Annotated in this window: 21 protein-coding genes and 2 pseudogenes; 13 read left to right on the top strand and 10 right to left on the bottom strand. The window is 60.6% G+C overall.

Annotation, left to right across the window (positions count from 1 at the left end):
- Both AC6CIG_RS16540 and AC6CIG_RS16545 read left to right on the top strand, forming a co-directional pair.
- Nucleotides 1-869: YeeE/YedE thiosulfate transporter family protein (locus AC6CIG_RS16540; RefSeq protein ID WP_498323031.1), on the top strand; the 869-nt coding region annotated here is incomplete at its 5' end.
- 69 nt (nucleotides 870-938) lie between these two features.
- Complete coding sequence (locus tag AC6CIG_RS16545; protein ID WP_198516934.1) at nucleotides 939-1,667, top strand: hypothetical protein; 729 nt, start codon at nucleotides 939-941, stop codon at nucleotides 1,665-1,667.
- A gap of 201 nt (nucleotides 1,668-1,868) precedes the next feature.
- Here AC6CIG_RS16545 and AC6CIG_RS16550 read toward each other — a convergent pair whose 3' ends face one another.
- Nucleotides 1,869-2,483, bottom strand: a complete 615-nt coding sequence (locus AC6CIG_RS16550) for a TetR/AcrR family transcriptional regulator (RefSeq protein WP_498323033.1) — start codon at nucleotides 2,481-2,483, stop codon at nucleotides 1,869-1,871.
- 282 nt (nucleotides 2,484-2,765) lie between these two features.
- Between AC6CIG_RS16550 and AC6CIG_RS16555 the strand changes: the two genes are divergently transcribed.
- From AC6CIG_RS16555 to AC6CIG_RS16585, 7 genes and pseudogenes are all read left to right on the top strand, one after another.
- A complete protein-coding gene (locus AC6CIG_RS16555) occupies nucleotides 2,766-3,296 on the top strand; it encodes a YkgB family protein (protein WP_018098566.1) in 531 nt (176 codons plus the stop codon).
- Between the two features lie 108 nt (nucleotides 3,297-3,404).
- The gene (locus tag AC6CIG_RS16560; protein WP_018098565.1) at nucleotides 3,405-3,560 is read left to right on the top strand and encodes a DUF1127 domain-containing protein; all 156 of its coding nucleotides are present in this window, start codon (nucleotides 3,405-3,407) and stop codon (nucleotides 3,558-3,560) included.
- 57 nt (nucleotides 3,561-3,617) lie between these two features.
- Nucleotides 3,618-4,616: a thioredoxin-disulfide reductase gene (gene trxB / locus AC6CIG_RS16565; protein ID WP_498323035.1), complete on the top strand. Its 999-nt coding sequence runs from the start codon at nucleotides 3,618-3,620 to the stop codon at nucleotides 4,614-4,616.
- A gap of 206 nt (nucleotides 4,617-4,822) precedes the next feature.
- Complete coding sequence (locus AC6CIG_RS16570; protein WP_498323036.1) at nucleotides 4,823-5,698, top strand: LysR family transcriptional regulator; 876 nt, start codon at nucleotides 4,823-4,825, stop codon at nucleotides 5,696-5,698.
- A gap of 103 nt (nucleotides 5,699-5,801) precedes the next feature.
- The gene (gene msrB / locus AC6CIG_RS16575) at nucleotides 5,802-6,245 is read left to right on the top strand and encodes a peptide-methionine (R)-S-oxide reductase MsrB (RefSeq protein WP_437406666.1); all 444 of its coding nucleotides are present in this window, start codon (nucleotides 5,802-5,804) and stop codon (nucleotides 6,243-6,245) included.
- Nucleotides 6,246-6,761, top strand: a complete 516-nt coding sequence (gene msrA / locus AC6CIG_RS16580) for a peptide-methionine (S)-S-oxide reductase MsrA (RefSeq protein ID WP_127711776.1) — start codon at nucleotides 6,246-6,248, stop codon at nucleotides 6,759-6,761.
- Nucleotides 6,762-6,969: 208 nt separating this feature from the next.
- Nucleotides 6,970-8,141: pseudogene (locus tag AC6CIG_RS16585) on the top strand (bifunctional alpha/beta hydrolase/OsmC family protein).
- Nucleotides 8,142-8,527: 386 nt separating this feature from the next.
- Here AC6CIG_RS16585 and AC6CIG_RS16590 read toward each other — a convergent pair.
- On the bottom strand, nucleotides 8,528-9,496 hold the full coding sequence (locus AC6CIG_RS16590; RefSeq protein ID WP_498323038.1) for a DMT family transporter: 969 nt from the start codon (nucleotides 9,494-9,496) through the stop codon (nucleotides 8,528-8,530).
- A 264-nt stretch (nucleotides 9,497-9,760) separates the two neighbouring features.
- Between AC6CIG_RS16590 and AC6CIG_RS16595 the strand changes: the two genes are divergently transcribed.
- Nucleotides 9,761-10,675: a LysR family transcriptional regulator gene (locus AC6CIG_RS16595; RefSeq protein WP_498323039.1), complete on the top strand. Its 915-nt coding sequence runs from the start codon at nucleotides 9,761-9,763 to the stop codon at nucleotides 10,673-10,675.
- A 190-nt stretch (nucleotides 10,676-10,865) separates the two neighbouring features.
- Here AC6CIG_RS16595 and AC6CIG_RS16600 read toward each other — a convergent pair whose 3' ends face one another.
- Both AC6CIG_RS16600 and AC6CIG_RS16605 read right to left on the bottom strand, forming a co-directional pair.
- Nucleotides 10,866-11,003 (bottom strand): hypothetical protein, encoded by a 138-nt coding sequence (locus AC6CIG_RS16600; protein ID WP_018098558.1) that lies wholly within the window; start codon nucleotides 11,001-11,003, stop codon nucleotides 10,866-10,868.
- Nucleotides 11,004-11,029: 26 nt separating this feature from the next.
- Nucleotides 11,030-11,251 (bottom strand): DUF2798 domain-containing protein, encoded by a 222-nt coding sequence (locus AC6CIG_RS16605; RefSeq protein WP_100674911.1) that lies wholly within the window; start codon nucleotides 11,249-11,251, stop codon nucleotides 11,030-11,032.
- A gap of 543 nt (nucleotides 11,252-11,794) precedes the next feature.
- Here AC6CIG_RS16605 and AC6CIG_RS16610 point away from each other — a divergent pair.
- The 3 genes and pseudogenes from AC6CIG_RS16610 to AC6CIG_RS16620 all read left to right on the top strand — a co-directional run bounded on the left by AC6CIG_RS16610 (nucleotide 11,795) and on the right by AC6CIG_RS16620 (nucleotide 13,564).
- The gene (locus tag AC6CIG_RS16610; RefSeq protein WP_018098556.1) at nucleotides 11,795-12,589 is read left to right on the top strand and encodes an SDR family NAD(P)-dependent oxidoreductase; all 795 of its coding nucleotides are present in this window, start codon (nucleotides 11,795-11,797) and stop codon (nucleotides 12,587-12,589) included.
- A gap of 21 nt (nucleotides 12,590-12,610) precedes the next feature.
- Nucleotides 12,611-13,018: pseudogene (locus AC6CIG_RS16615) on the top strand (organic hydroperoxide resistance protein).
- Between the two features lie 93 nt (nucleotides 13,019-13,111).
- A complete protein-coding gene (locus AC6CIG_RS16620) occupies nucleotides 13,112-13,564 on the top strand; it encodes a DUF6130 family protein (protein WP_102762708.1) in 453 nt (150 codons plus the stop codon).
- 432 nt (nucleotides 13,565-13,996) lie between these two features.
- Here AC6CIG_RS16620 and AC6CIG_RS16625 read toward each other — a convergent pair whose 3' ends face one another.
- The 6 genes from AC6CIG_RS16625 to AC6CIG_RS16650 all read right to left on the bottom strand — a co-directional run bounded on the left by AC6CIG_RS16625 (nucleotide 13,997) and on the right by AC6CIG_RS16650 (nucleotide 17,760).
- Nucleotides 13,997-14,692: an SCO family protein gene (locus AC6CIG_RS16625; RefSeq protein ID WP_498323041.1), complete on the bottom strand. Its 696-nt coding sequence runs from the start codon at nucleotides 14,690-14,692 to the stop codon at nucleotides 13,997-13,999.
- A 47-nt stretch (nucleotides 14,693-14,739) separates the two neighbouring features.
- On the bottom strand, nucleotides 14,740-15,213 hold the full coding sequence (locus AC6CIG_RS16630; RefSeq protein WP_437412948.1) for a c-type cytochrome: 474 nt from the start codon (nucleotides 15,211-15,213) through the stop codon (nucleotides 14,740-14,742).
- A complete protein-coding gene (locus tag AC6CIG_RS16635) occupies nucleotides 15,210-15,332 on the bottom strand; it encodes a hypothetical protein (RefSeq protein ID WP_437412947.1) in 123 nt (40 codons plus the stop codon). Before AC6CIG_RS16635 ends, AC6CIG_RS16630 begins: the two co-directional genes overlap by 4 nt.
- Before the next feature lie 10 nt (nucleotides 15,333-15,342).
- On the bottom strand, nucleotides 15,343-15,783 hold the full coding sequence (locus tag AC6CIG_RS16640) for a DUF411 domain-containing protein (protein WP_437412946.1): 441 nt from the start codon (nucleotides 15,781-15,783) through the stop codon (nucleotides 15,343-15,345).
- Between the two features lie 29 nt (nucleotides 15,784-15,812).
- Nucleotides 15,813-17,303, bottom strand: a complete 1,491-nt coding sequence (locus AC6CIG_RS16645) for a multicopper oxidase family protein (RefSeq protein WP_498323043.1) — start codon at nucleotides 17,301-17,303, stop codon at nucleotides 15,813-15,815.
- A gap of 118 nt (nucleotides 17,304-17,421) precedes the next feature.
- Nucleotides 17,422-17,760 carry a hypothetical protein gene (locus tag AC6CIG_RS16650; RefSeq protein WP_437412944.1) on the bottom strand — a complete coding sequence of 113 codons (339 nt, stop codon included), beginning with the start codon at nucleotides 17,758-17,760 and terminating at the stop codon, nucleotides 17,422-17,424.
- Nucleotides 17,761-17,787: the final 27 nt, after the last annotated feature.

A 17,787-nucleotide genomic window follows, 5' to 3' on the forward strand; every position in this document is an offset into this window, starting at 1 on the left:
GATTTGTGCTCGGTTTCGCGATGAACCGCGGCTCGATCTGCACCGTCATCGCCACGAGGGAGTTAGTATTGGAGAGGAGGCCAGCGCGTTTCATCGCTCTGGTCGAATGTGCCGCCTGGGCGGCCCTCGTCTACGCAATCCTCGAAACGGCACCGATGATGCCAGAGGGCTGGTCGTCACTCGGCTACTTGGTTCCCGCAGCCATTCTGCTTGGAATCGGTTCCTATTTGAACGGCGCCTGCGTGTTCGGGTCTGTTGGGCATCTCGGCAATGGCGAAATCGAATTCGCGTTCACGTTTCTCGGCATCTATGCGGTCGTCCACATTGAATCCCTGCTCGATCTGCTTACGGATCGGCCGGCGATAGATGCTGCCCCATCGCTTGGGGCGGCGCTTCCCTCGCTTCTACTGCTGACCTTCGTGATTGTCAGGCTTGGCGTGTCACACAGATCCAAGTCTGGTTTCCGACGACTGTCGCTGTCGATGGGTGCGGTCGGCATCACTTCTTCGATCCTGGCGGTTCTTGCGCCCGGGTTCTCGCTCACGGCATCGTTTGGGCCGATCGCTTCGATACCCGTCGCGGGCGCCTTGGTTTCGTTCAGCATGTTCGGCGGCAGCCTCGTCTCCGCGAGACTTAGGAGGCATGGATTCATGCTGAAATGGCCGTCAGTGAAGACCATGCTCAAGAGATCGCTCGCAGGCATGCTCATGGGATTGGGTGCGCTGCTCATTCCCGGTGGGAACGACACGCTGCTGCTAATTGGTCTTCCCGCGGGAGCCTGGCAGGCAGCGCTCGCCTACGGGCTGTTCGTTGCGACGCTCGCCGCACTTATAGTCAAACTCGGTTCGATCGCAAAAGCTTGGACATGACGCTCGACAGAAGACCGCCCCACCGTCGGATGGTATTATGACGTAGGGCTAAAGTTAGGGAGAGGATCGATGAGTGGCACGCTGCACCCGCTTCTGCAAGAAGCTCTGGAGGCGCACGGCGGGCACGACCGCTGGCGCACGTTCAGGGGTATTGCCTCGACCATACGGACTGGTGGAAAGCTATGGGAGCTGAAAGGCGCTCCTTTGATTCCTGTTCCGCGGCGCGCAACAAGCGAGTTTCTCCGCCAGTGGACCCGAGTCACTCCGTTTGGAGAACCCGACTGGGCCATGACCTGGACTCCCGAGCATGTGGAGATCACTGCTGGAGATGGCTCGATTGTCGCCGAGCGAAACAACGGGCGTGAAGCGTTCGACCGCAGCTTCAATGGACAGTGGGACCCGCTGAACCTCGCCTACTTCAACGGCTATGCCATGTGGACATACCATGCGGCGCCTTTTGTTTTCGGCGAGCACGGCTATGAAGCTCGCGACGTTGTCCCGATCGAGACCGAAGGTGAGAGGCTTCGTGGCATAGCCGTACGTTTCCCTGACTCCGTGCATAGCCATACGCGGGAGCAGCGCTTCTACTTCGGCCTGGATGGATTGCTGCGCCGTCACGACTATACGGTTGATGTGTGGGCGGACACGCCGGCCGCGCACTTTATTTCTGATTACGTCGACGTAGACGGACTGAAATACCCGACTCGCCGTAGCGTGTACGCACTCAAGCCGGATGGCACTCTCGACCGCAATTTCAACGCCGTCACAATCGAGCTGTCGGATTATGCGCTGTTCTGAGTCGAGGCTGCCGCGATAACTGTGTTGTTCCCCACGGCTATACTCGAGACCAGTAGCAGCCAATCGTCGAAGTCGCACTCAGGGGCCGCGAGGCCGGTGAACCTTCGCGGAAGACCGAAAATATGATGCGGGTCACCCAGGAAGAGATCCGCCTGAGCCGTGCACCATGCCGCGCCGCGGCGGGCGTTCGGGGATCAAGTTTCACCCGTGCATTCGATTACCGCCATCCTCTCCCCGGGTCGGCGGCGTCAACCGTTCTGCCGCCACGAGCAATTGGTGCGCCATACGTTTGGCCTGCCGGACGGGCTCGGCGACGCGGGTGATTTGCGCAACGGCGACCGCCCCCTCGTGCAGGAGGTTGATCTCGGCCGCGATCCGCTTCGGCTCGGCAAACCGCGCCGCATGGGCGAGTTCCTCCAAATAGGCGAGCGCCAAGCGCTTGTGCATCAAGGAAGCGCGAAACACGGGATCGACCGTGTCCTTGTGTTCTCCCGCCGCGCTCATGAACATGCAGCCGCGGAACTGCTTGTCGCGGACCGTGGTTTCGAGGAAATCGAACGTCGTCAGAAGGCGTTCGACCGGATCGCTCGCATGCTGCTCGACAAAGGCACGCATGGCATTGCGGTCCTCCTCGTCGCGCCTCTCGAGCGCGGCCAGGATCAAGTCTTCCTTGTTTTCGAAGTGCCGGTAAAGCGTCGTCTTGGCCACCCCCGCATCGGCGATGATCAGGTCGACGCCCGTCGCGTGATAGCCGTGCTGGTTGAACAGCCGCAGTGCGGTTTCGAGCAGGTGTTCCCGAATTTCCGAACGGCGCATTATCGTCCTCGCAATGCGTAACAGGTCTGTATCTTTTCATACCGGTCACGGAAAACAAATTCAAGGGGCTTTCTGAGGCATTCCTTGCAACGGGCAGCCTTTCGGCTCACGGCAGCCCCGGGAAAAGAAGTTCCCTGGGGAACAAGGCCAGGATCCTTTCAGAAGCTCGCTCTTGCGAAACGATACAGATCGGTATACCTCTTCTCTCGTTCGATACAGATCGGTATCGTTACTCCGCGTCAGTCGGGGGATCGCCCACCGCGACAACCCAAGGAGAAGACAATGCCTCATGTTCCCATCCGCAGCGCCGCGGCCCATCGGCGCGCGCAGACTCGCGCCGCTTTCCTCGATGCGGCCGAGCACCACGGTCGGGCCGTCAGCGCGGCTGGCCTCTATATTTCGCTGGTCGTGATCTATGGCTGGTTCGGCGGTATGAAGTTCACCGCTTATGAAGCGGAAGGGCTGACCGGCCTAGTCGGCAACAGTCCGCTGTTGAGCTGGACCTACTCCATCTTCAGCGTAAGGGACTTCTCAAGCCTTCTCGGCCTCCTCGAACTCAGCATCGGCGCCCTGATAGCGGCACGGCTCGTCAACCCGGTTTACTCGCTCGTCGGCGGCTTGCTCTCCGCCGGGCTGTTCGCAACCACGCTCAGCTTCATGGTGACGACCCCGGGAGTGTCCGTGCCGGAGCTCGGTTTTCCAGCGATTTCGGTCGCTCCCGGCCAGTTTCTGCTCAAGGATATCGGCCTGCTCGCCCTTTCCCTCTGGATTGCCGTCGACTCGCTCGCGGCGCTCCGCTCAACCAGGGCATGACCGAAAACGACGGCGGAGCCCCGCCTCCGCCCGCATTCCTAATTGCATTGAACGAAACCACCATCCCCAGATCGGCCGTGCCGGTCGGTTCAACGAAAGGAACGTCCCATGTACTTGACCTTTGTTCTGTCTAAGATCCGCGCCCACCAGCGCTATCGCCAGACCCTTCGCGCGTTCACGCAATTGAACGATCACTTGCTCGACGATGTCGGCATTGCCCGCAACGAAATCGACGTCGTCGCGCGCCGGCAATACGACCAATGAACCCCCGAGACTGCGTCACGGCTGATCCCAGACTGTGACGCAGAAGGAGATCACCTCATGAACACGCATCGTGCCAGGGTCCTGATCATCGGGGCCGGACCGGCCGGTTATACCGCCGCCATCTCCGCTGCCCGCGCCAACCTGAAACCGCTCCTTGTGACGGGGCTGCAGGCGGGCGGTCAGCTCACAATCACGACGGATGTCGAGAACTACCCCGGCTTTGCCGAACCCGTTCAAGGCCCGTGGCTCATGGAGCAGATGCGGCAGCAGGCGGAGAATGTCGGCACCGAGGTGGTGTACGATATCATCACCTCTGTAGATCTCTCAAAGCGCCCGTTCCATCTCAAAGGTGACTCCGGCGACACGTACATCGCTGACGCGATCATCATCGCGACGGGAGCCCAGGCCCGCTGGCTTGGCCTTACCTCGGAGAAGACATTCAGTGGATTCGGCGTCTCCGCTTGCGCAACCTGTGATGGCTTTTTCTATCGAAACAAGGAAGTGGTCGTTGTCGGCGGCGGGAACACAGCCGTGCAGGAAGCGCTCTATCTGTCGAATCTTGCCTCCAAGGTGACGGTCGTCCACCGCCGCGATCGTTTTCGCGCCGAGTCGATCCTGCAGGACCGCCTTTTGTCCAAACCGAATGTTGACGTCATTTGGAACCACGTCATCGATGAGGTTATCGGCGAACGCGAGCCGAGGAAGTCGGTAACCGGCGTCCGGATCCGCAACGTGAAGACGGGCGAGGTGAAGGAGCTATCGACGCACGGCCTTTTCGTCGCGATCGGACACGATCCGGCAACCGCGTTGTTTCGCGGCCAGCTCGACATGGATGCGGACGGCTACCTCAAGGTCGGCTCCTGGTCGACCAAAACAACCGTCCCCGGGGTGCAGGCCGCCGGCGATGTCATCGACCCGGTATTCCGCCAGGCGATCAGTGCCGCCGGCATGGGATGTATGGCGGCCCTGGAAGCCGAGAAATTCCTGACCGAGCATTCACCCGATTCGGTCGCTTGGCCGATCGAGGCGCGTGAAGCGGAGATGGCTGAAGTATAAGTGCGGGGGATCACCGACGAAACGAGGGGCCCTTGGGAAAGCGCGGACCCGCCCGCATCACTGCGGAGGTCCGTGCCTTCCCTACGCCTTCCGGCTGCCCTTGCATTCGAACGGCGCCGGAGTGACAACCGGTATCCGGCAGCCGCCGATGTCTTTCCTTGCCGAGATGATGGCCCGTTCAATCCAACCCCAAGCGAGACCGATCCATGGACATCAATCAGGTCAGATACTTTCTCAATCTCGCTGAAACACTGAACTTTACCGAAGCCGCGCGTCGAAGCGGTGTCTCGCAGCCCAGTCTCACGCGGGCAATTCAGCGCCTCGAGGAAGACTTGGGCAGTCCGCTGATCTATCGCGACGGCAAGGATAGCCGCCTGACGGCGCTCGGCCGCGACGTCCAGGCTGAGTTCATGCGGATTGAGCTCGCGCTTAGAAACGTGCGCGAGCATTCCGAAAACACGGTGCTCGGCCGGCGCCGGATCCTCGATATCGCTGTCGCCCCGACCATCGGCCCTGCCGCATTTGTCGCGTTCTTTGAGGACGCGCTTGGCGAGCTTCCTTCGGTGAAGATCAACATGCATCAGCTATTGGCTGGCGAAGGCGCTAACGAAGTGCTTTCGGGCAAGTATCACGCCTGTGTCCTGCCGCGGGCTCCCCGCTCCAACCCCAAGCTCAACGTCGTGCCGCTCTTTCGCGAGCCGTTCCTCCTCGCCTGCGCGGAGAGCCATCCCCTGGCGGGCACGGATGTCGTCAGCACCGAGGCGATCGCCGCCTACCCCTATGTCGACCGGCTGGCCTGCGAGTTCCACACCGAGATCACCGAGCACCTGATGGACCATGACGCGGTCATGCAGCCGCGCTTCAGTGCCGACCGCGAGGACTGGGTCCAGCAGGTCGTCGCCGAGGGCCGTGCGATCTGCATCATGCCCGAGCGGTCCATCGTCGTGCAGGGCATAGTTACCCGTCCGGTGGAAGGGATTTCCCTGGCGCGCGAACTGGTACTTGTGACGGTTTCCGGTTCCGGCACACCGCTCGAGATCCGCAAAATCGCGCAGCTGGCGGCCCGGCACGACTGGTCGTGAGCGGGTGCGCCTATCGCTCGGCTATGGAATCTATGCACATCCGATATTGGGAATCCTCATCACCCTTCGCCATATTCAGGCAACAGGAACGGAGGTAAGGGCCATGACCTACAGAAAGACCGACGAGGCGGTTCGGAAGCTGACGTCTGAGCAGTATCGGGTGACCCAGCAGAACGGCACCGAACGCCCCTTCACAGGAGAGTATAATGACAACAAGGAGCCGGGAATCTACGTCGACATCGTTTCCGGCGAACCGCTGTTTGCCTCGGCCGACAAGTTCGATTCCGGCTGCGGCTGGCCGAGTTTCACCAAGCCGATCGTACCGGCAAACGTCAACGAACTCAGGGATAACTCGCATGGCATGATCCGCACCGAGGTCCGCTCGGTGCATGGCGATAGCCATCTCGGCCATGTGTTTCCCGACGGTCCAGAAGACCAGGGTGGGTTGCGATACTGCATCAATTCCGCCGCACTCCGCTTCATTCCGCGCGAGGAAATGGAGGCCGAGGGCTACGGCGACTATATCAACCAGGTAGAGGATATCTAGATGAGTGAAAGACCTGAGAGAGCTGTTTTGGCTGGTGGCTGCTTCTGGGGGATGCAGGACTTGATCCGCAAACTCCCGGGCATCATAGCGACCCGCGTAGGCTACACCGGCGGCGACGTGCCGAACGCGACATACCGCAATCACGGCACTCACGCCGAGGGCATCGAGATCATCTTCGATCCCGGGACGATCAGCTACCGGCGAATTCTGGAGCTTTTTTTCCAGATCCACGATCCGACCACGAGAAATCGGCAGGGCAACGACATCGGCGCTTCCTACCGCTCGGCTATCTACTACGTCGACGAAGAGCAGAAGCGGATAGCCGAGGAGACGATCGCGGACGTTGACGCGTCAGGCCTCTGGCCGGGAAAGGTTGTGACCGAAGTCGAGCCCGTTGGAGACTTCTGGCAGGCAGAGCCCGAGCACCAGGACTACCTGGAGCGCTACCCCAACGGCTACACTTGCCACTTCCCGCGCCCCAACTGGGTGCTGCCCCGGCGGTCGGCGGCCGAGTAAACGGCCGGAGATTTTCGCGACCTAAAGCAACTCCGAGGGGCCTTGCGGATACTCCGGGCTCCTCGGAAAAGCAGGTCGAGCAGTCGACACCCCTGCCAGGCTGCGCTGCGCGAGCTACGCTGACCAGCAACTCGAGCGTTGACGACTTCCGCCTAGGCAGCAGCCGTTGCAGATGTAGAATACTTATCTGCAGCGGAGGGTCGTAACCATGGCATTCAATACGCAACGGCTCCAATTTTCCGTCATTCCGGCGCGGCGCTTAGCGCCGCCTTGATCTGCCAAATGGGCCATTGCGCGCCTACGCGCTTTTTGCCCATTGCTTCACCTGTTCCAAGGATCTGGCGGCAGCGCAACGGATTGCAGCGGAGCTTGCGCGTGAAGGCATCGCTGTCCTGCGTTTTGATTTCACGGCGCTGGGATCGAGCGAAGGCGAATTTGCCTCGACGAACTTCTCCTCCAACGTTGCGGACCTTCTTTCAGCCGCGGACTATTTACGCCACCATTATCAGGCACCCGCGGGGCTGATCGGCCACTCGCTCGGCGGCGCAGCGGTCCTGGCCGTCACCGGGACATTCCGGAAGTGCGCGCCGTAGCCACCTCGGCGCGCCGGCCGATGTCGGCCACGTGTTGAAGAACCTCGGAGCGAGCCTCGAGGACATCGACAAGAACGGTAAGGCCGACGTCGATCTCGCCGGGCGCACATTCCTTATCAGAAGGCAATTTGTCGAGGATACGCGTGCGCACCGCTTTAAGGATGCGGTTGGGAGGCTGAAAATGCCGCTCCTCGTCCTTCACGCGCCGCTGGACCATACGGTCGAGATCGAGAACGCCACCGAGATCTTCGTCGCGGCCAGGCATCCGAAAAGCTTCATCTCGCTGGGACAAGGCCGACTACCTGCTCACCGACCCTGAGGACGCAGTCTTTGCCGGACGGATGATTTCGGAATGGCTGACACGCAATCTTGCCGCCGACACGCCGCAAGGCGCGGGTCCGATCGAACATTTGCGCGTGAGGGAAACGGGCGAAGGCAAGGTTCAAAATGCGGTCTCGATTTCGGACCATCGCTCTACGACTTCCTTGCTATTGCGCTTGGCGCCTGCACCGCTATGACGCTGCGCCTCTATGCCTGTCACAAGCAGCTGGCCCTCGGGCGCATCGGCGTTGACGTCTCGCACACCAAAATCCATGCGAAGGATTGCGAGGAGTGCACCGAACTGGAACGTGGCCGCAGCGGCAGGATCGATCGTTTCGAACGCGTCATTTTCCATTGATAGCGATGTCTCGGAGGAGCTTCGCGGGAAGATCGCCGAAATCGCCGGCAAGTGTCCGGTCATCGAACGCTCGAGCCAGTGGCGAAGATAAGAACGGTTGTGAAGTAAGGTGCCCAGTGACAGGACGATAGCACCAACTTCGATGATCTCTTGGGCCGAGCATGTCTCGGCGCGTCTCGACGACGATGAACGCACAAAAGCGGCTCCTGTTTGGAATTTCTTGCGTTCCGCTCTTTGGAAGAATCGGCTTCTGGCGCGCATTGCTGTCACTCAGCAAGTTGCCCACCGCTTCCGCTCATGAGCTGACTGAGATGATCGGAAGCCGGCAAGATGCGCCCTGTCCGGTTTGTCGACTCCTACCCCTCGCCTGAATGGATCGAACTGTCGACCCTGCATTTGTCGCTCTTGGTGGCAGCTTCGGGCGATTTGGGCGCTGCGTTGGTTGTGTTTTCACCTCCGATCCAGTGCCTGTCATTGATCCTGCGCGTAGCAGCTCACTCGTGCGCAAGCGATATCTTTCCCGATGCGAATTGGCGATCGTGGAAAATCCGCACTGACAGAACGACGCCGGCGATCAGCACAACCACCCCGGCCACTTCGATCGGGGTTGGCCAGCGGGCATGGACGACAAGTCCTCCGATGACACCAAAGGCAGTTTCCGAGACGATCAATTGCGCGGCCAAGGCAACCGGCAGGCTCCGGGCGGCAATGTTCCACGCCCAGACCCCGCCTACGGTTGCCAGCAGCGCGAGGGACACACCCCAAGCATATAGGCTGCCGGCGGCACTCCAGCCGAACCCCAACGTTGGAAGCCGGAAGAGGTCCATCGCGGCACCGACGGGATAAAACGCCAGCATCAAGACGCCGCCTCCGACCAGTATCAGCGCTGACCACACACCGGAGGGCATTTCTGGTCGGGCGGCGAGTGCAGCCTGATTGACAAGGGCGAAACAGACCCAAAGGCCCACGGCAGCGAGCGATAGCGGCACGCCAATCCACACTGATTGGACAGAGTTCAATCCTTCGGCCGTGAATGCCGTGCCATTGACAAGAACGAGGCCGACCAGCACCAGCGCCAAAGGCATCATAAGGAATCGCCATGGCATTGTTCCCTGGCGTTGATTACCGATGACCATCAATACAATCGGGACGAGACCCAGAAATGCGGGAGCGATGACTGGGCCGGCAAAGATGGCCGCTCCTGTCACTGTCAGGAAGTAGCCGACATATCCGACGAAAGCGAGCCAGACGGCTTGCAGGCAGTTTCCAAGCGTGAGGTGGCGCATGACGCCCTTTTCGGAAGCCAGGATGTAAAGCCCGACGAGCGAAGAAACGACGTGCCGGACCAGCGCAAAATCAAAGGTGGAATAGTCACCGATAATAAAGGGCACAACGAAGTTGAGCGAAAAGGCAAAGGCCGCAAAGAGAGCGGCTGACACACCAACATAAAAGACCCTGTTCATAGAGCATCCCTTTGAGTTTGCGTCACTGGTATTTGATTGCGGTGACGCTGACTGCTTTCGTTAGCAATCAAGCGAGATCCTTGAGCGAATGAGGAAAATTACCGACCGCGAGCCTGTGGCGGTACTCAGCGAAAATGAGAACCACCCTCTCGATACGCACTCATCGGACCATGACCCAGATACGATTCACCAGACGGCTGCTCCTATTCAGCAGAACTGATTTCTCATATCCTCAACATCGAGGCTTCCACTCGTAGGGACGTTATGGATCGGCTTGATGCAATGCGGGTTCTGCTTGCGGTGGTTGACGCCGGGAGCTTGTCGGCGGGCAGTCGGAAGCTGAATGCGCCGTTGCCGAGCGTCAGCCGCAAGGTCGCCGATCTGGAGCGATATCTCGGCGCAAACCTCATCATCCGAACAAGCCGCAACCTGCAGCTTACCGACGCCGGTCGCGACTATGTCGATGCGGCACGCAAGATCATCGCCGATCTGGAGGAAGTCGAACGCCGGGCCTCCGGCGAATATCAAACGCCACGGGGACTGCTCACCATCACGATGCCGATCGAATTTGGCCACCGGTACGTTCTGCCGATCGCACTCGACTTCATGAACGAGCATCCGGAGGTGACTTTGAACGTCCTGTCCCTCGACCGTTCTGTTCATCTCGCCAACGAGAAGGTCGACGTCGCCATCCGACTTGGCGAATTGGCCGACAGTTCCCTCTACGCCGTCAAGGCCGGCGAGTTCCGCCTGTTGACCTGCGCAAGCCCGGCCTATCTGGAACGGCATGGCGTTCCCCAACATCCCACCGAGCTCACCAATCATGACGGAATCATGTTTCATAACCGGTCGTTCTTCTGGAGTTTCGAGGTCGACGGCAATTCTGTCGAGGCGATGCCACGCAGCCGGATCGAGGTCAACACTGCGGCCAGTTGCGTCGCAGCCGCGCGAAATGGAGCCGGGATCGCCCGCCTCTTCGACTATCAGGTTCCGGAGGAAGTGTCCTCGGGCGCGCTCGTGCAGATCTTGGGGGACTACGGCGGTAGGCCCAAGCCGATCCACATCGTCTACTCGCGTCAGGGGTTGATCGCTCTCAAAGTGCGTTCCTTTATCGATTGGACGCTCCCCCGGCTTCGCGCGGCTTGCAGCAATTATTGCGATGCGCCGTCACCGGAATGAAGCGCACACCTCCTCGACCGTCCTCTCCAAATCCGGGAGATGCGGGCAATAGCCAGTGTCGGTCGTCGCCGCGACGACAAACGGAAGCCGGGCCAATCGAAAGCGTGGGCCTCGTAATCGTCGGCGAGAGTGAAGCGATGCAGGAAGAGCACCCCTTCGGGTCGATACAATGGACTACCGACCTTCTCAGTTAGATGTCGTGGTCGATCTGAATGAAGCTGATACTCGCCCTCGGTTGATGCGAGCTGATCTCGGCATGTGTCACGGTTGCGATCGAGAAAAACACCGCTGCGGCGGCAAACAGCCGTCGAAAATTGGCCATTGTCATGTCGGTAGCTCCAGCCTGGTCTCACTTCAACGGACAACCCGGTCGATCTGCACCTGGAGGCGCGGGCCGACCAGCAGGATGACGGGGATAACGATGAGATAGGCGATGCTCCACGACCGGAGCCATGTCAGGACGAACCCGCTTGAGAAGCCCAGATTGAGCGCGAGCAACGTGAAAGAGATCAATCCTGTCGTTACGATACCCATCGACAGGGCGAAGGCGATCTTGCGTTTGAAATGCGTGTCCATGTCGGTCTCCCGGTTCGAGGTGAAACAGGGATCGCCTTGGCGGTTACGATCCCGGATTGTGTCTTCGAAGGTCGCGCGACTTCGGCAGCAGCGGTAGCCGGGAAACCCGAGAGGCAGCCTCTTGAATCCCGTAAGTTCTCAAGGGGGAGGAAACCGTTGGATCCGATCGCGAAAGGACACCCGTCATGTCGTGACAGCGCCCCAACGCTCTGATCCCCGATGCGTCCTGTGCGATCGGCCTGGTCTAGGCCGACCGCCTCGTAGGCCGCGGGTACGATCTCGTGCTGCTCTCACTGCGGGCCGAACGCCCCGGCGCGCTCGCGCGCTTCCTTGGAAGCCGAAACTGCCCAACACGCACTGCTTTTCGACATCGTCACGGCGATCCCGCGACTCGCTACCTGAAGCGTCGCTGATCCAAAACGAGAGGCTCACTCTCGTTTTCGCCCGCTACCGGGCAAGTTTTCCCAAGCTCATATTTTCGGTCATCGCAGCCCACAATCGCATTGGTCGGGGCGGCGTCCACCAAACTTGAAAGGAAATGCCATGCCTGAGACATTGGGAACGGCCGTCATTACTGGGGCTTCGAGCGGCATCGGCGCTCTCTATGCCGATCGCCTTGCCCGGCAGGGCTACGACCTGGTGCTCGTCGCCCGAAGTGCCGAGCGGTTGGAGCGGATCGCGCGTTCGATCCGCGAACAGACAGGCCGCACCATCGAGACCATCACTGCCGACCTGACATTGACCGGTGACGTCAATCGCGTCGCCAGCCTGATCGCTGACAACGCCGAGATCACCGTACTGATCAACAATGCAGGCGTGGGAGCGACCGCGCCGTTGCTTCGATCCGACGCCAACGCGATGAGCGCGATGATCGCACTCAATGTCGAGGCGCTGACGCGGTTGACCCACGCCGCCGTCCCCGGCTTCGTAGCGCGCGGGCGGGGAACGATCGTCAATATCGCATCGGTCGTGGCGATCACGCCCGAAAGGCTGAACGGGGTCTATGGCGGCAGCAAGGCGTTTGTCCTCGCCTTCAGTCAGAGCCTCCGGCAGGAGCTAGAGGGTAGCAATGTCCACGTTCAGGTCGTCCTTCCCGGAGCTACCGCCACCGACTTCTGGGACGCCGCCGGTCTGCCCGTCGCCCACCTGCCCGAGGAAATTGTGATGCCGGCCGATGCCCTGGTCGATGCGGCGCTTCTGGGGCTTTCCCGGAAAGAGTTCGTCACCATACCCAGCCTGCACGATGTCACGCAGTGGGACGTCTACGAAGCCGCCCGGCAGGCCATGGCCGGAAATCTGTCTACCAACAGGCCAGCAGCCCGCTATCTCGCCGGCTGAAAATCAACAAGGTACATCTCAATGTCGAAAGTCATCTACACTGGCAACACCAACACCACGGGCGGCCGCGACGGCGCGTCTCGCAGTTCCGACGGGCGTCTCGATATCAAACTGTCGCCGCCGGGCTCTTCGGGCCTGGGCACCAATCCCGAACAGCTCTTCGCGGCGGGCTGGTCCGCCTGTTTCCTCGGCGCAATCGGAAAGGCGGCTGCCGAGCGCCAGCTCCGCGTGCCGGCCGACGCTGCGATAAATGCCGAGATCGAACTGGTCTTGAATGACGATGGCTAGGTGCTGCAGGCACGGCTGAATGCGAAGCTGCCGGGCATCGAGGCAGGCCTCGCCAAGTCTTTGGTCGAGCGCGCCCACGAGCTCTGCCCCTATTCCAAGGCCACCCGCGGCAACATCGCCGTCGAGCTCAACGTCGTTTGATCGTTGTCCGATCAAGGCCCTCCAGCTTAACACCGCGCCGGCGTCCCGAGATATTTCGGTCGTGACCGGCACGACTACCACGGGTTTATTCTCATGACCAAGATTGCAACCGCCCTCGCAACGGCCGCTTTCCTGCTCGCCGCGGGCACACCCAGCCACGCGCAAACGCCGCAACATGCAGCCACACAGTTCCTGCCGATCAAGAACGAGCCCGCACCCAGACTCTTCGTGGATCAGCCCCTTGCGAGACCGCTGACTACCAGAGGCGTGGCGATCATTCCCTATCGCGCCGAGAACTTCCGCATCCTGCCCATCTTCGGCGCCGGCGCGACCGATGTCTCCCCGCGTGCTGGGCACCTCCATGTCAGCATCGATGATCTGCCATGGCGGTGGGCCGATGCAGGCGGCACCGGCGCAATCGTCCTGACAGGGCTGCCGCCAGGCGAACACAAAGTGCTCATCGAAATGGCCACGCCAGAACACGAAGTGCTCGGCGGAAAGGTTGTGAAATTCACCGTACCCGCGACCGACGGCTCACACCATTAGACGTCCAGTTGACATGGTGGCCAGTTCCACTTTGCCTAGCTTGGGCGGCGGGCTCAATTGGGAGTCTTTTATCGAAGACAGACAAGAGATCTGAACCGTCCACCTCTGCGACAATGCCGCCCATCCAGTGGATCCTTGCAAGAGTCCGGCAGAAAGACTCTGTGTTGACTGCCGTCCGTATGACCGTATGAGGGAAGTCTGCGCGCCTTCCGCGTTCAGCAAAACGCATTCCTTCGATACATTACGCGATCTTCCTGGCCCAGAACGGTGGACATCCTTCGCAACAAGCCGTGCACGGGGCTCGTGAAGAACGGCTCGGTTCGACCCGTTGCGGCCGTAGGGACGAGGACCGGGAATGGCTCGATTGAGCCCAATCCGGTCCTTCCAGGTCGCAGAGTTCGGCGAGCCGACATCATGGCCGCAGTCCGAGGATCACTCGAGAATGGTCTTCAACCGCTCCCACCAACCCGGCATCTCGCGTCTTGGCTTCTGTACGTTGTTGCTGAGGCCGTTGATGTAGAGAAGCATGTTCATTGGATCGAACCTCAGACCATGGAATTTCGCCGCAAAGCGTCCGCCGCGGTCGATGACATGCGTGACGGCCCCGTGCATCTGCTGGTCGTCGTCGAGCGGCTCGAAACGGACCTTGTAAGCCTCCGAGAGCTTCCTGGTCGTGTCCTCCGGTTGGCCCGGTCCTATCGTCAGAAACATCCAATTGCTCGCGTCCAATCCGTGCTCGGCGCCATAGGTCTTGAGCACTTCGGGCGTGTCCTTTGATGGGTCGGTGGTGATCGCCAGAAACTGCACCATGTCCTTCATCGGTGTAATGTTGATCTTGCGCTGAATGTCGGCGATCACCTCGGAATGAATCGGACACAGATCCGTGCAACTCGCGAAGATGAAATAGAGCACCACGACGATCTTGTTGGAAAAATCGGAAAGGCGCACCATCTTCCCGTCCGCATCGGCCAATTCGAACGGCGGCGCGACCGGCTCGTCGATGACCTGGAAGAATTTTTCCGAGCTACCCATCATCTTGTCGAGATCCGCTCCCGGATGATGCGGCAGCGTGGCCGGCGCGGAGGCCAGCAACAGCGACAGTGTAGCGATTGCGATTCTTGATTTCATGACCATGCTTTCCAAGTGAGGAGGGATCAGGCGCGCGGGCGGCACATCTACTGCGCCGCCTCTTGCTCACGGCGGCTCATCTCCGCCTGATATCGCCTTTCCTGTTCCGGCCAGCTGCTCTTGATGAAAGCCAGCACTGCCCGGATTTCGTCGTCACTCATCACATTCCCGAACCCCGGCATGTCGCTTCGGTAGCCCCCGCCAACGACAGACGCCGGACCGTCCTTGATGATGCGGAAGAGCACGCCGTCCGGATGGTGCCAGGTGTGGCCGGATACATCGTGCGGCGGCGCAGGCATGCGCCCCGAAGGCAGCGGACTTTTCCAGTCCCGCTGACCTTCGAGGTTCGCGCCGTGGCAGGCGGCGCAGTGCTTGCCATAGAGCGTCTTGCCGAGCGCGATCGCCGCGGCCGTGGCATCGCTGCTCGCCATCTGAGCGACAAGCCAAGGCCATGCCCATGCGAGTCCAAAACCCGCCGCGGCAATCAAGAGCATCGGCATGAGAACTGAAGTCCTTCTCATTTCCCGTTCCGGAATAACAAGTATTTGACGAGCGCCGTAGCCCCGAGGACGAGCACGACGACGACGAGCAGCCATACCAGACCCATGCCGAACATCATGCCGCTCATGCCTTCCATCATCGGGCTGGTCCTATTCCCTGGCGTAAACGCCTCCGACGCCGCCGGATTTCTTGATCTCCAGCATCTCGAACGGTGCTTCCTTGGTGCCGCTCATTCCAGGCGAACCCATGGGCATGCCCGGGAGTGTCACTCCTTTAATGTCGGGACGTTCGGTCAACAGCTTGTTGACCGTGCCGATCGGCACGTGGCCGCTCACCACATAACCGTCGATCATCGAGAGGTGGCAGCCCTGGGCGTCCTCCGGAATGCCGGCGTCCCGGCTCATCTGGGTGAGGTCGTGCGTCGGCTTGACGGCCACGTTGAACCCGTTTTGGCGCAGATAATCGGCATAGCCCTCACAGCAACCGCATTCCGGGTTCTTGTAAAGGGTCACGTCCTTTTGGCCCGCGAGCGCCGGAGTAACTCCAGACAGGATCGTGGTGACGATAAGGGCTTTCAGAAGTGTGGACATTAGCTTCTCCTTTCGTGGCTGTCGGGCGCTCAGGCGACGCGGAAGACAGCCATCATGCCGCCAGCCTGGTGCTCGAGAACGTGGCAATGAAACATCCAATCACCGGGATTATCGGCAACGAAGGCGATTTCGACCTTCTCGCGCGGCGAAATCAGCACTGTGTCCTGCCATTCGCGATGGCGAGTGGGTTGGCCGTTACGAGAAATCACCCGGAAAGAGTGACCATGCAAATGGATTGGATGATGCCACGCGGTGGCGTTCGTCATGGCGAAGACGTGGGTCTTGTCCTTCGCAAGCGTCAGCGCCGGTCTCATGTCGTGACTGGCCTCATCGGCGGCGACACCATTGATGAACCAGGCGGCGCCGGAGTTCATCATCCGCATCATCCCGGACATCATCGAATTCGTGTCAGTCATCATTCCACCCGGCGCGTCCGGCCCCATGCTTTCACCCATGTCCTGCGCCACCATTTCGCCCATCATGCCACCGGTGAAGACCACCTGGTGGCGGCTCGAGGTCTTGAGATCGGGCTCGGGCAATGGATTTGCCGGGAGGGCTAGCGGCCAGTCGGGCGGGCGCTCCCTCAGTGGCGTGGCGTCATAAACGATGTCGACGAGCTTATATTCCAGCCCCTCATAGAACCGGTCCGTGACCGAAGCTCGGCTGCCGCCCTTGCCGGTCATGTCGATGATCAGGTCGACACGCATTGCTGGCCCCAGCACCACCAGGCCCTTGTCCGGCGCGTGCGGAGTGACCGGTTGGCCGTCGAGCGCGATCACGATCGGCTCGTGCCCCGCAAAATCGAGGCTGAAGATGCGAGCATTGGCGGCGTTGATCAGCCGCAGGCGGATGCGCTCGCCCTGCCGGACGGCAAAACCGTCCGGCACGCGGCCGTTGATGGTCACCGTGTTGCCGACGCGGCCATTGTGATGGATGTCGTGCCCGTTACCAAAATCCTCGCGGAGTTCGCCCGCTTTGGTCAGCCGCCAGTCGCCCAGCATCCAGGTCACATCCCGGTCGACACGCAGCGGCTCCGGCTCCTCGATGATCAAGGGACCGTAGAGCCCACGCCCGACTTGCTCGAAACTTCGCTGATGCGGGTGATACCAGTAGGTGCCGGCGTCAATCGCGTCGAACTCGTAAACAAATCGTTCGCCCGCTCCAATGGGTTTTTGCGTAAGATGGGGCACGCCATCCATGGCATGCGGCACGCGCACCCCATGCCAGTGAATGGTCGTCGCCTCCGCCAAGGCATTCTCGACTGCGACCCGCAGCCGGTCTCCATGGCGGAGACGAATCTCCGGACCGGGAACAGTTCCATTGTAGTGCCACGCCGCCGTCTCGCCGAAGGGCCGAGGTGCCAGGCGCATGCGTCCCGGCGCAGCCCGCAATGAGATGTGGCGGATGGTTGCGGCAGCCGAAACTGCCGGTGAGAACGGGACCATCAAGCTTGTCGCGCCGGCAGCCGACGATGCGAGAAGGGCCCGACGCGTAAGCATCGGAGCAAACAAGTTGAACATGAACATGCATCCTGTGATCTGAGGTATGCATCCGCAGGAGCGGTTGCGACTAGGCTTCGGGCGCATACGCATCCAAAGGCCATCACGCCGGCTACCGAGATACGGGGCCAGCGGTCAGCTACAGAATGACGGTTCGAGGAGGAAAAGGGTCAGGCGGCACCGCACGGCCGGCCAATACTTCCAAGGGCAAGACCGGCAAATCGGGCGTGACAAACGTAAACTCAACGCGGGCCGTTACCGGAATAGCGGCCCAAGATGCGAGACAATAGTCGATGCATGACGAGGCCCTGCCGTCATCGGCAGGCGGACATTCATCACAATCGCCCATGTCGGCATCTGCCATGACAGCAGTCGACATGGCCGCCGACATGGCTGCCGCCTTGGCCGTGTGCACGATTGTGCCCGCGGCAAGCACCGCGACCAGCACGACAGCAAGAAGGCGGATGAGTTGGGTCATTAATGGGACTCTAGTCCGATTTCGAGA

This window comes from Sinorhizobium sp. GQ132 (assembly GCF_059758575.1).

Bases quoted from the DNA above. Each gene is read 5' to 3' on its own strand.
- AC6CIG_RS16545 (WP_198516934.1), top strand. From the start codon at position 939: ATGAGTGGCACGCTGCACCCGCTTCTGCAAGAAGCTCTGGAGGCGCAC.
- AC6CIG_RS16550 (WP_498323033.1), bottom strand. From the start codon at position 2,483: ATGCGCCGTTCGGAAATTCGGGAACACCTGCTCGAAACCGCACTGCGG.
- AC6CIG_RS16555 (WP_018098566.1), top strand. From the start codon at position 2,766: ATGCCTCATGTTCCCATCCGCAGCGCCGCGGCCCATCGGCGCGCGCAG.
- AC6CIG_RS16560 (WP_018098565.1), top strand. From the start codon at position 3,405: ATGTACTTGACCTTTGTTCTGTCTAAGATCCGCGCCCACCAGCGCTAT.
- trxB (WP_498323035.1), top strand. From the start codon at position 3,618: ATGAACACGCATCGTGCCAGGGTCCTGATCATCGGGGCCGGACCGGCC.
- AC6CIG_RS16570 (WP_498323036.1), top strand. From the start codon at position 4,823: ATGGACATCAATCAGGTCAGATACTTTCTCAATCTCGCTGAAACACTG.
- msrB (WP_437406666.1), top strand. From the start codon at position 5,802: ATGACCTACAGAAAGACCGACGAGGCGGTTCGGAAGCTGACGTCTGAG.
- msrA (WP_127711776.1), top strand. From the start codon at position 6,246: ATGAGTGAAAGACCTGAGAGAGCTGTTTTGGCTGGTGGCTGCTTCTGG.
- AC6CIG_RS16590 (WP_498323038.1), bottom strand. From the start codon at position 9,496: ATGAACAGGGTCTTTTATGTTGGTGTGTCAGCCGCTCTCTTTGCGGCC.
- AC6CIG_RS16595 (WP_498323039.1), top strand. From the start codon at position 9,761: ATGGATCGGCTTGATGCAATGCGGGTTCTGCTTGCGGTGGTTGACGCC.
- AC6CIG_RS16600 (WP_018098558.1), bottom strand. From the start codon at position 11,003: ATGACAATGGCCAATTTTCGACGGCTGTTTGCCGCCGCAGCGGTGTTT.
- AC6CIG_RS16605 (WP_100674911.1), bottom strand. From the start codon at position 11,251: ATGGACACGCATTTCAAACGCAAGATCGCCTTCGCCCTGTCGATGGGT.
- AC6CIG_RS16610 (WP_018098556.1), top strand. From the start codon at position 11,795: ATGCCTGAGACATTGGGAACGGCCGTCATTACTGGGGCTTCGAGCGGC.
- AC6CIG_RS16620 (WP_102762708.1), top strand. From the start codon at position 13,112: ATGACCAAGATTGCAACCGCCCTCGCAACGGCCGCTTTCCTGCTCGCC.
- AC6CIG_RS16625 (WP_498323041.1), bottom strand. From the start codon at position 14,692: ATGAAATCAAGAATCGCAATCGCTACACTGTCGCTGTTGCTGGCCTCC.
- AC6CIG_RS16630 (WP_437412948.1), bottom strand. From the start codon at position 15,213: ATGAGAAGGACTTCAGTTCTCATGCCGATGCTCTTGATTGCCGCGGCG.
- AC6CIG_RS16635 (WP_437412947.1), bottom strand. From the start codon at position 15,332: ATGATGGAAGGCATGAGCGGCATGATGTTCGGCATGGGTCTGGTATGG.
- AC6CIG_RS16640 (WP_437412946.1), bottom strand. From the start codon at position 15,783: ATGTCCACACTTCTGAAAGCCCTTATCGTCACCACGATCCTGTCTGGA.
- AC6CIG_RS16645 (WP_498323043.1), bottom strand. From the start codon at position 17,303: ATGTTCAACTTGTTTGCTCCGATGCTTACGCGTCGGGCCCTTCTCGCA.
- AC6CIG_RS16650 (WP_437412944.1), bottom strand. From the start codon at position 17,760: ATGACCCAACTCATCCGCCTTCTTGCTGTCGTGCTGGTCGCGGTGCTT.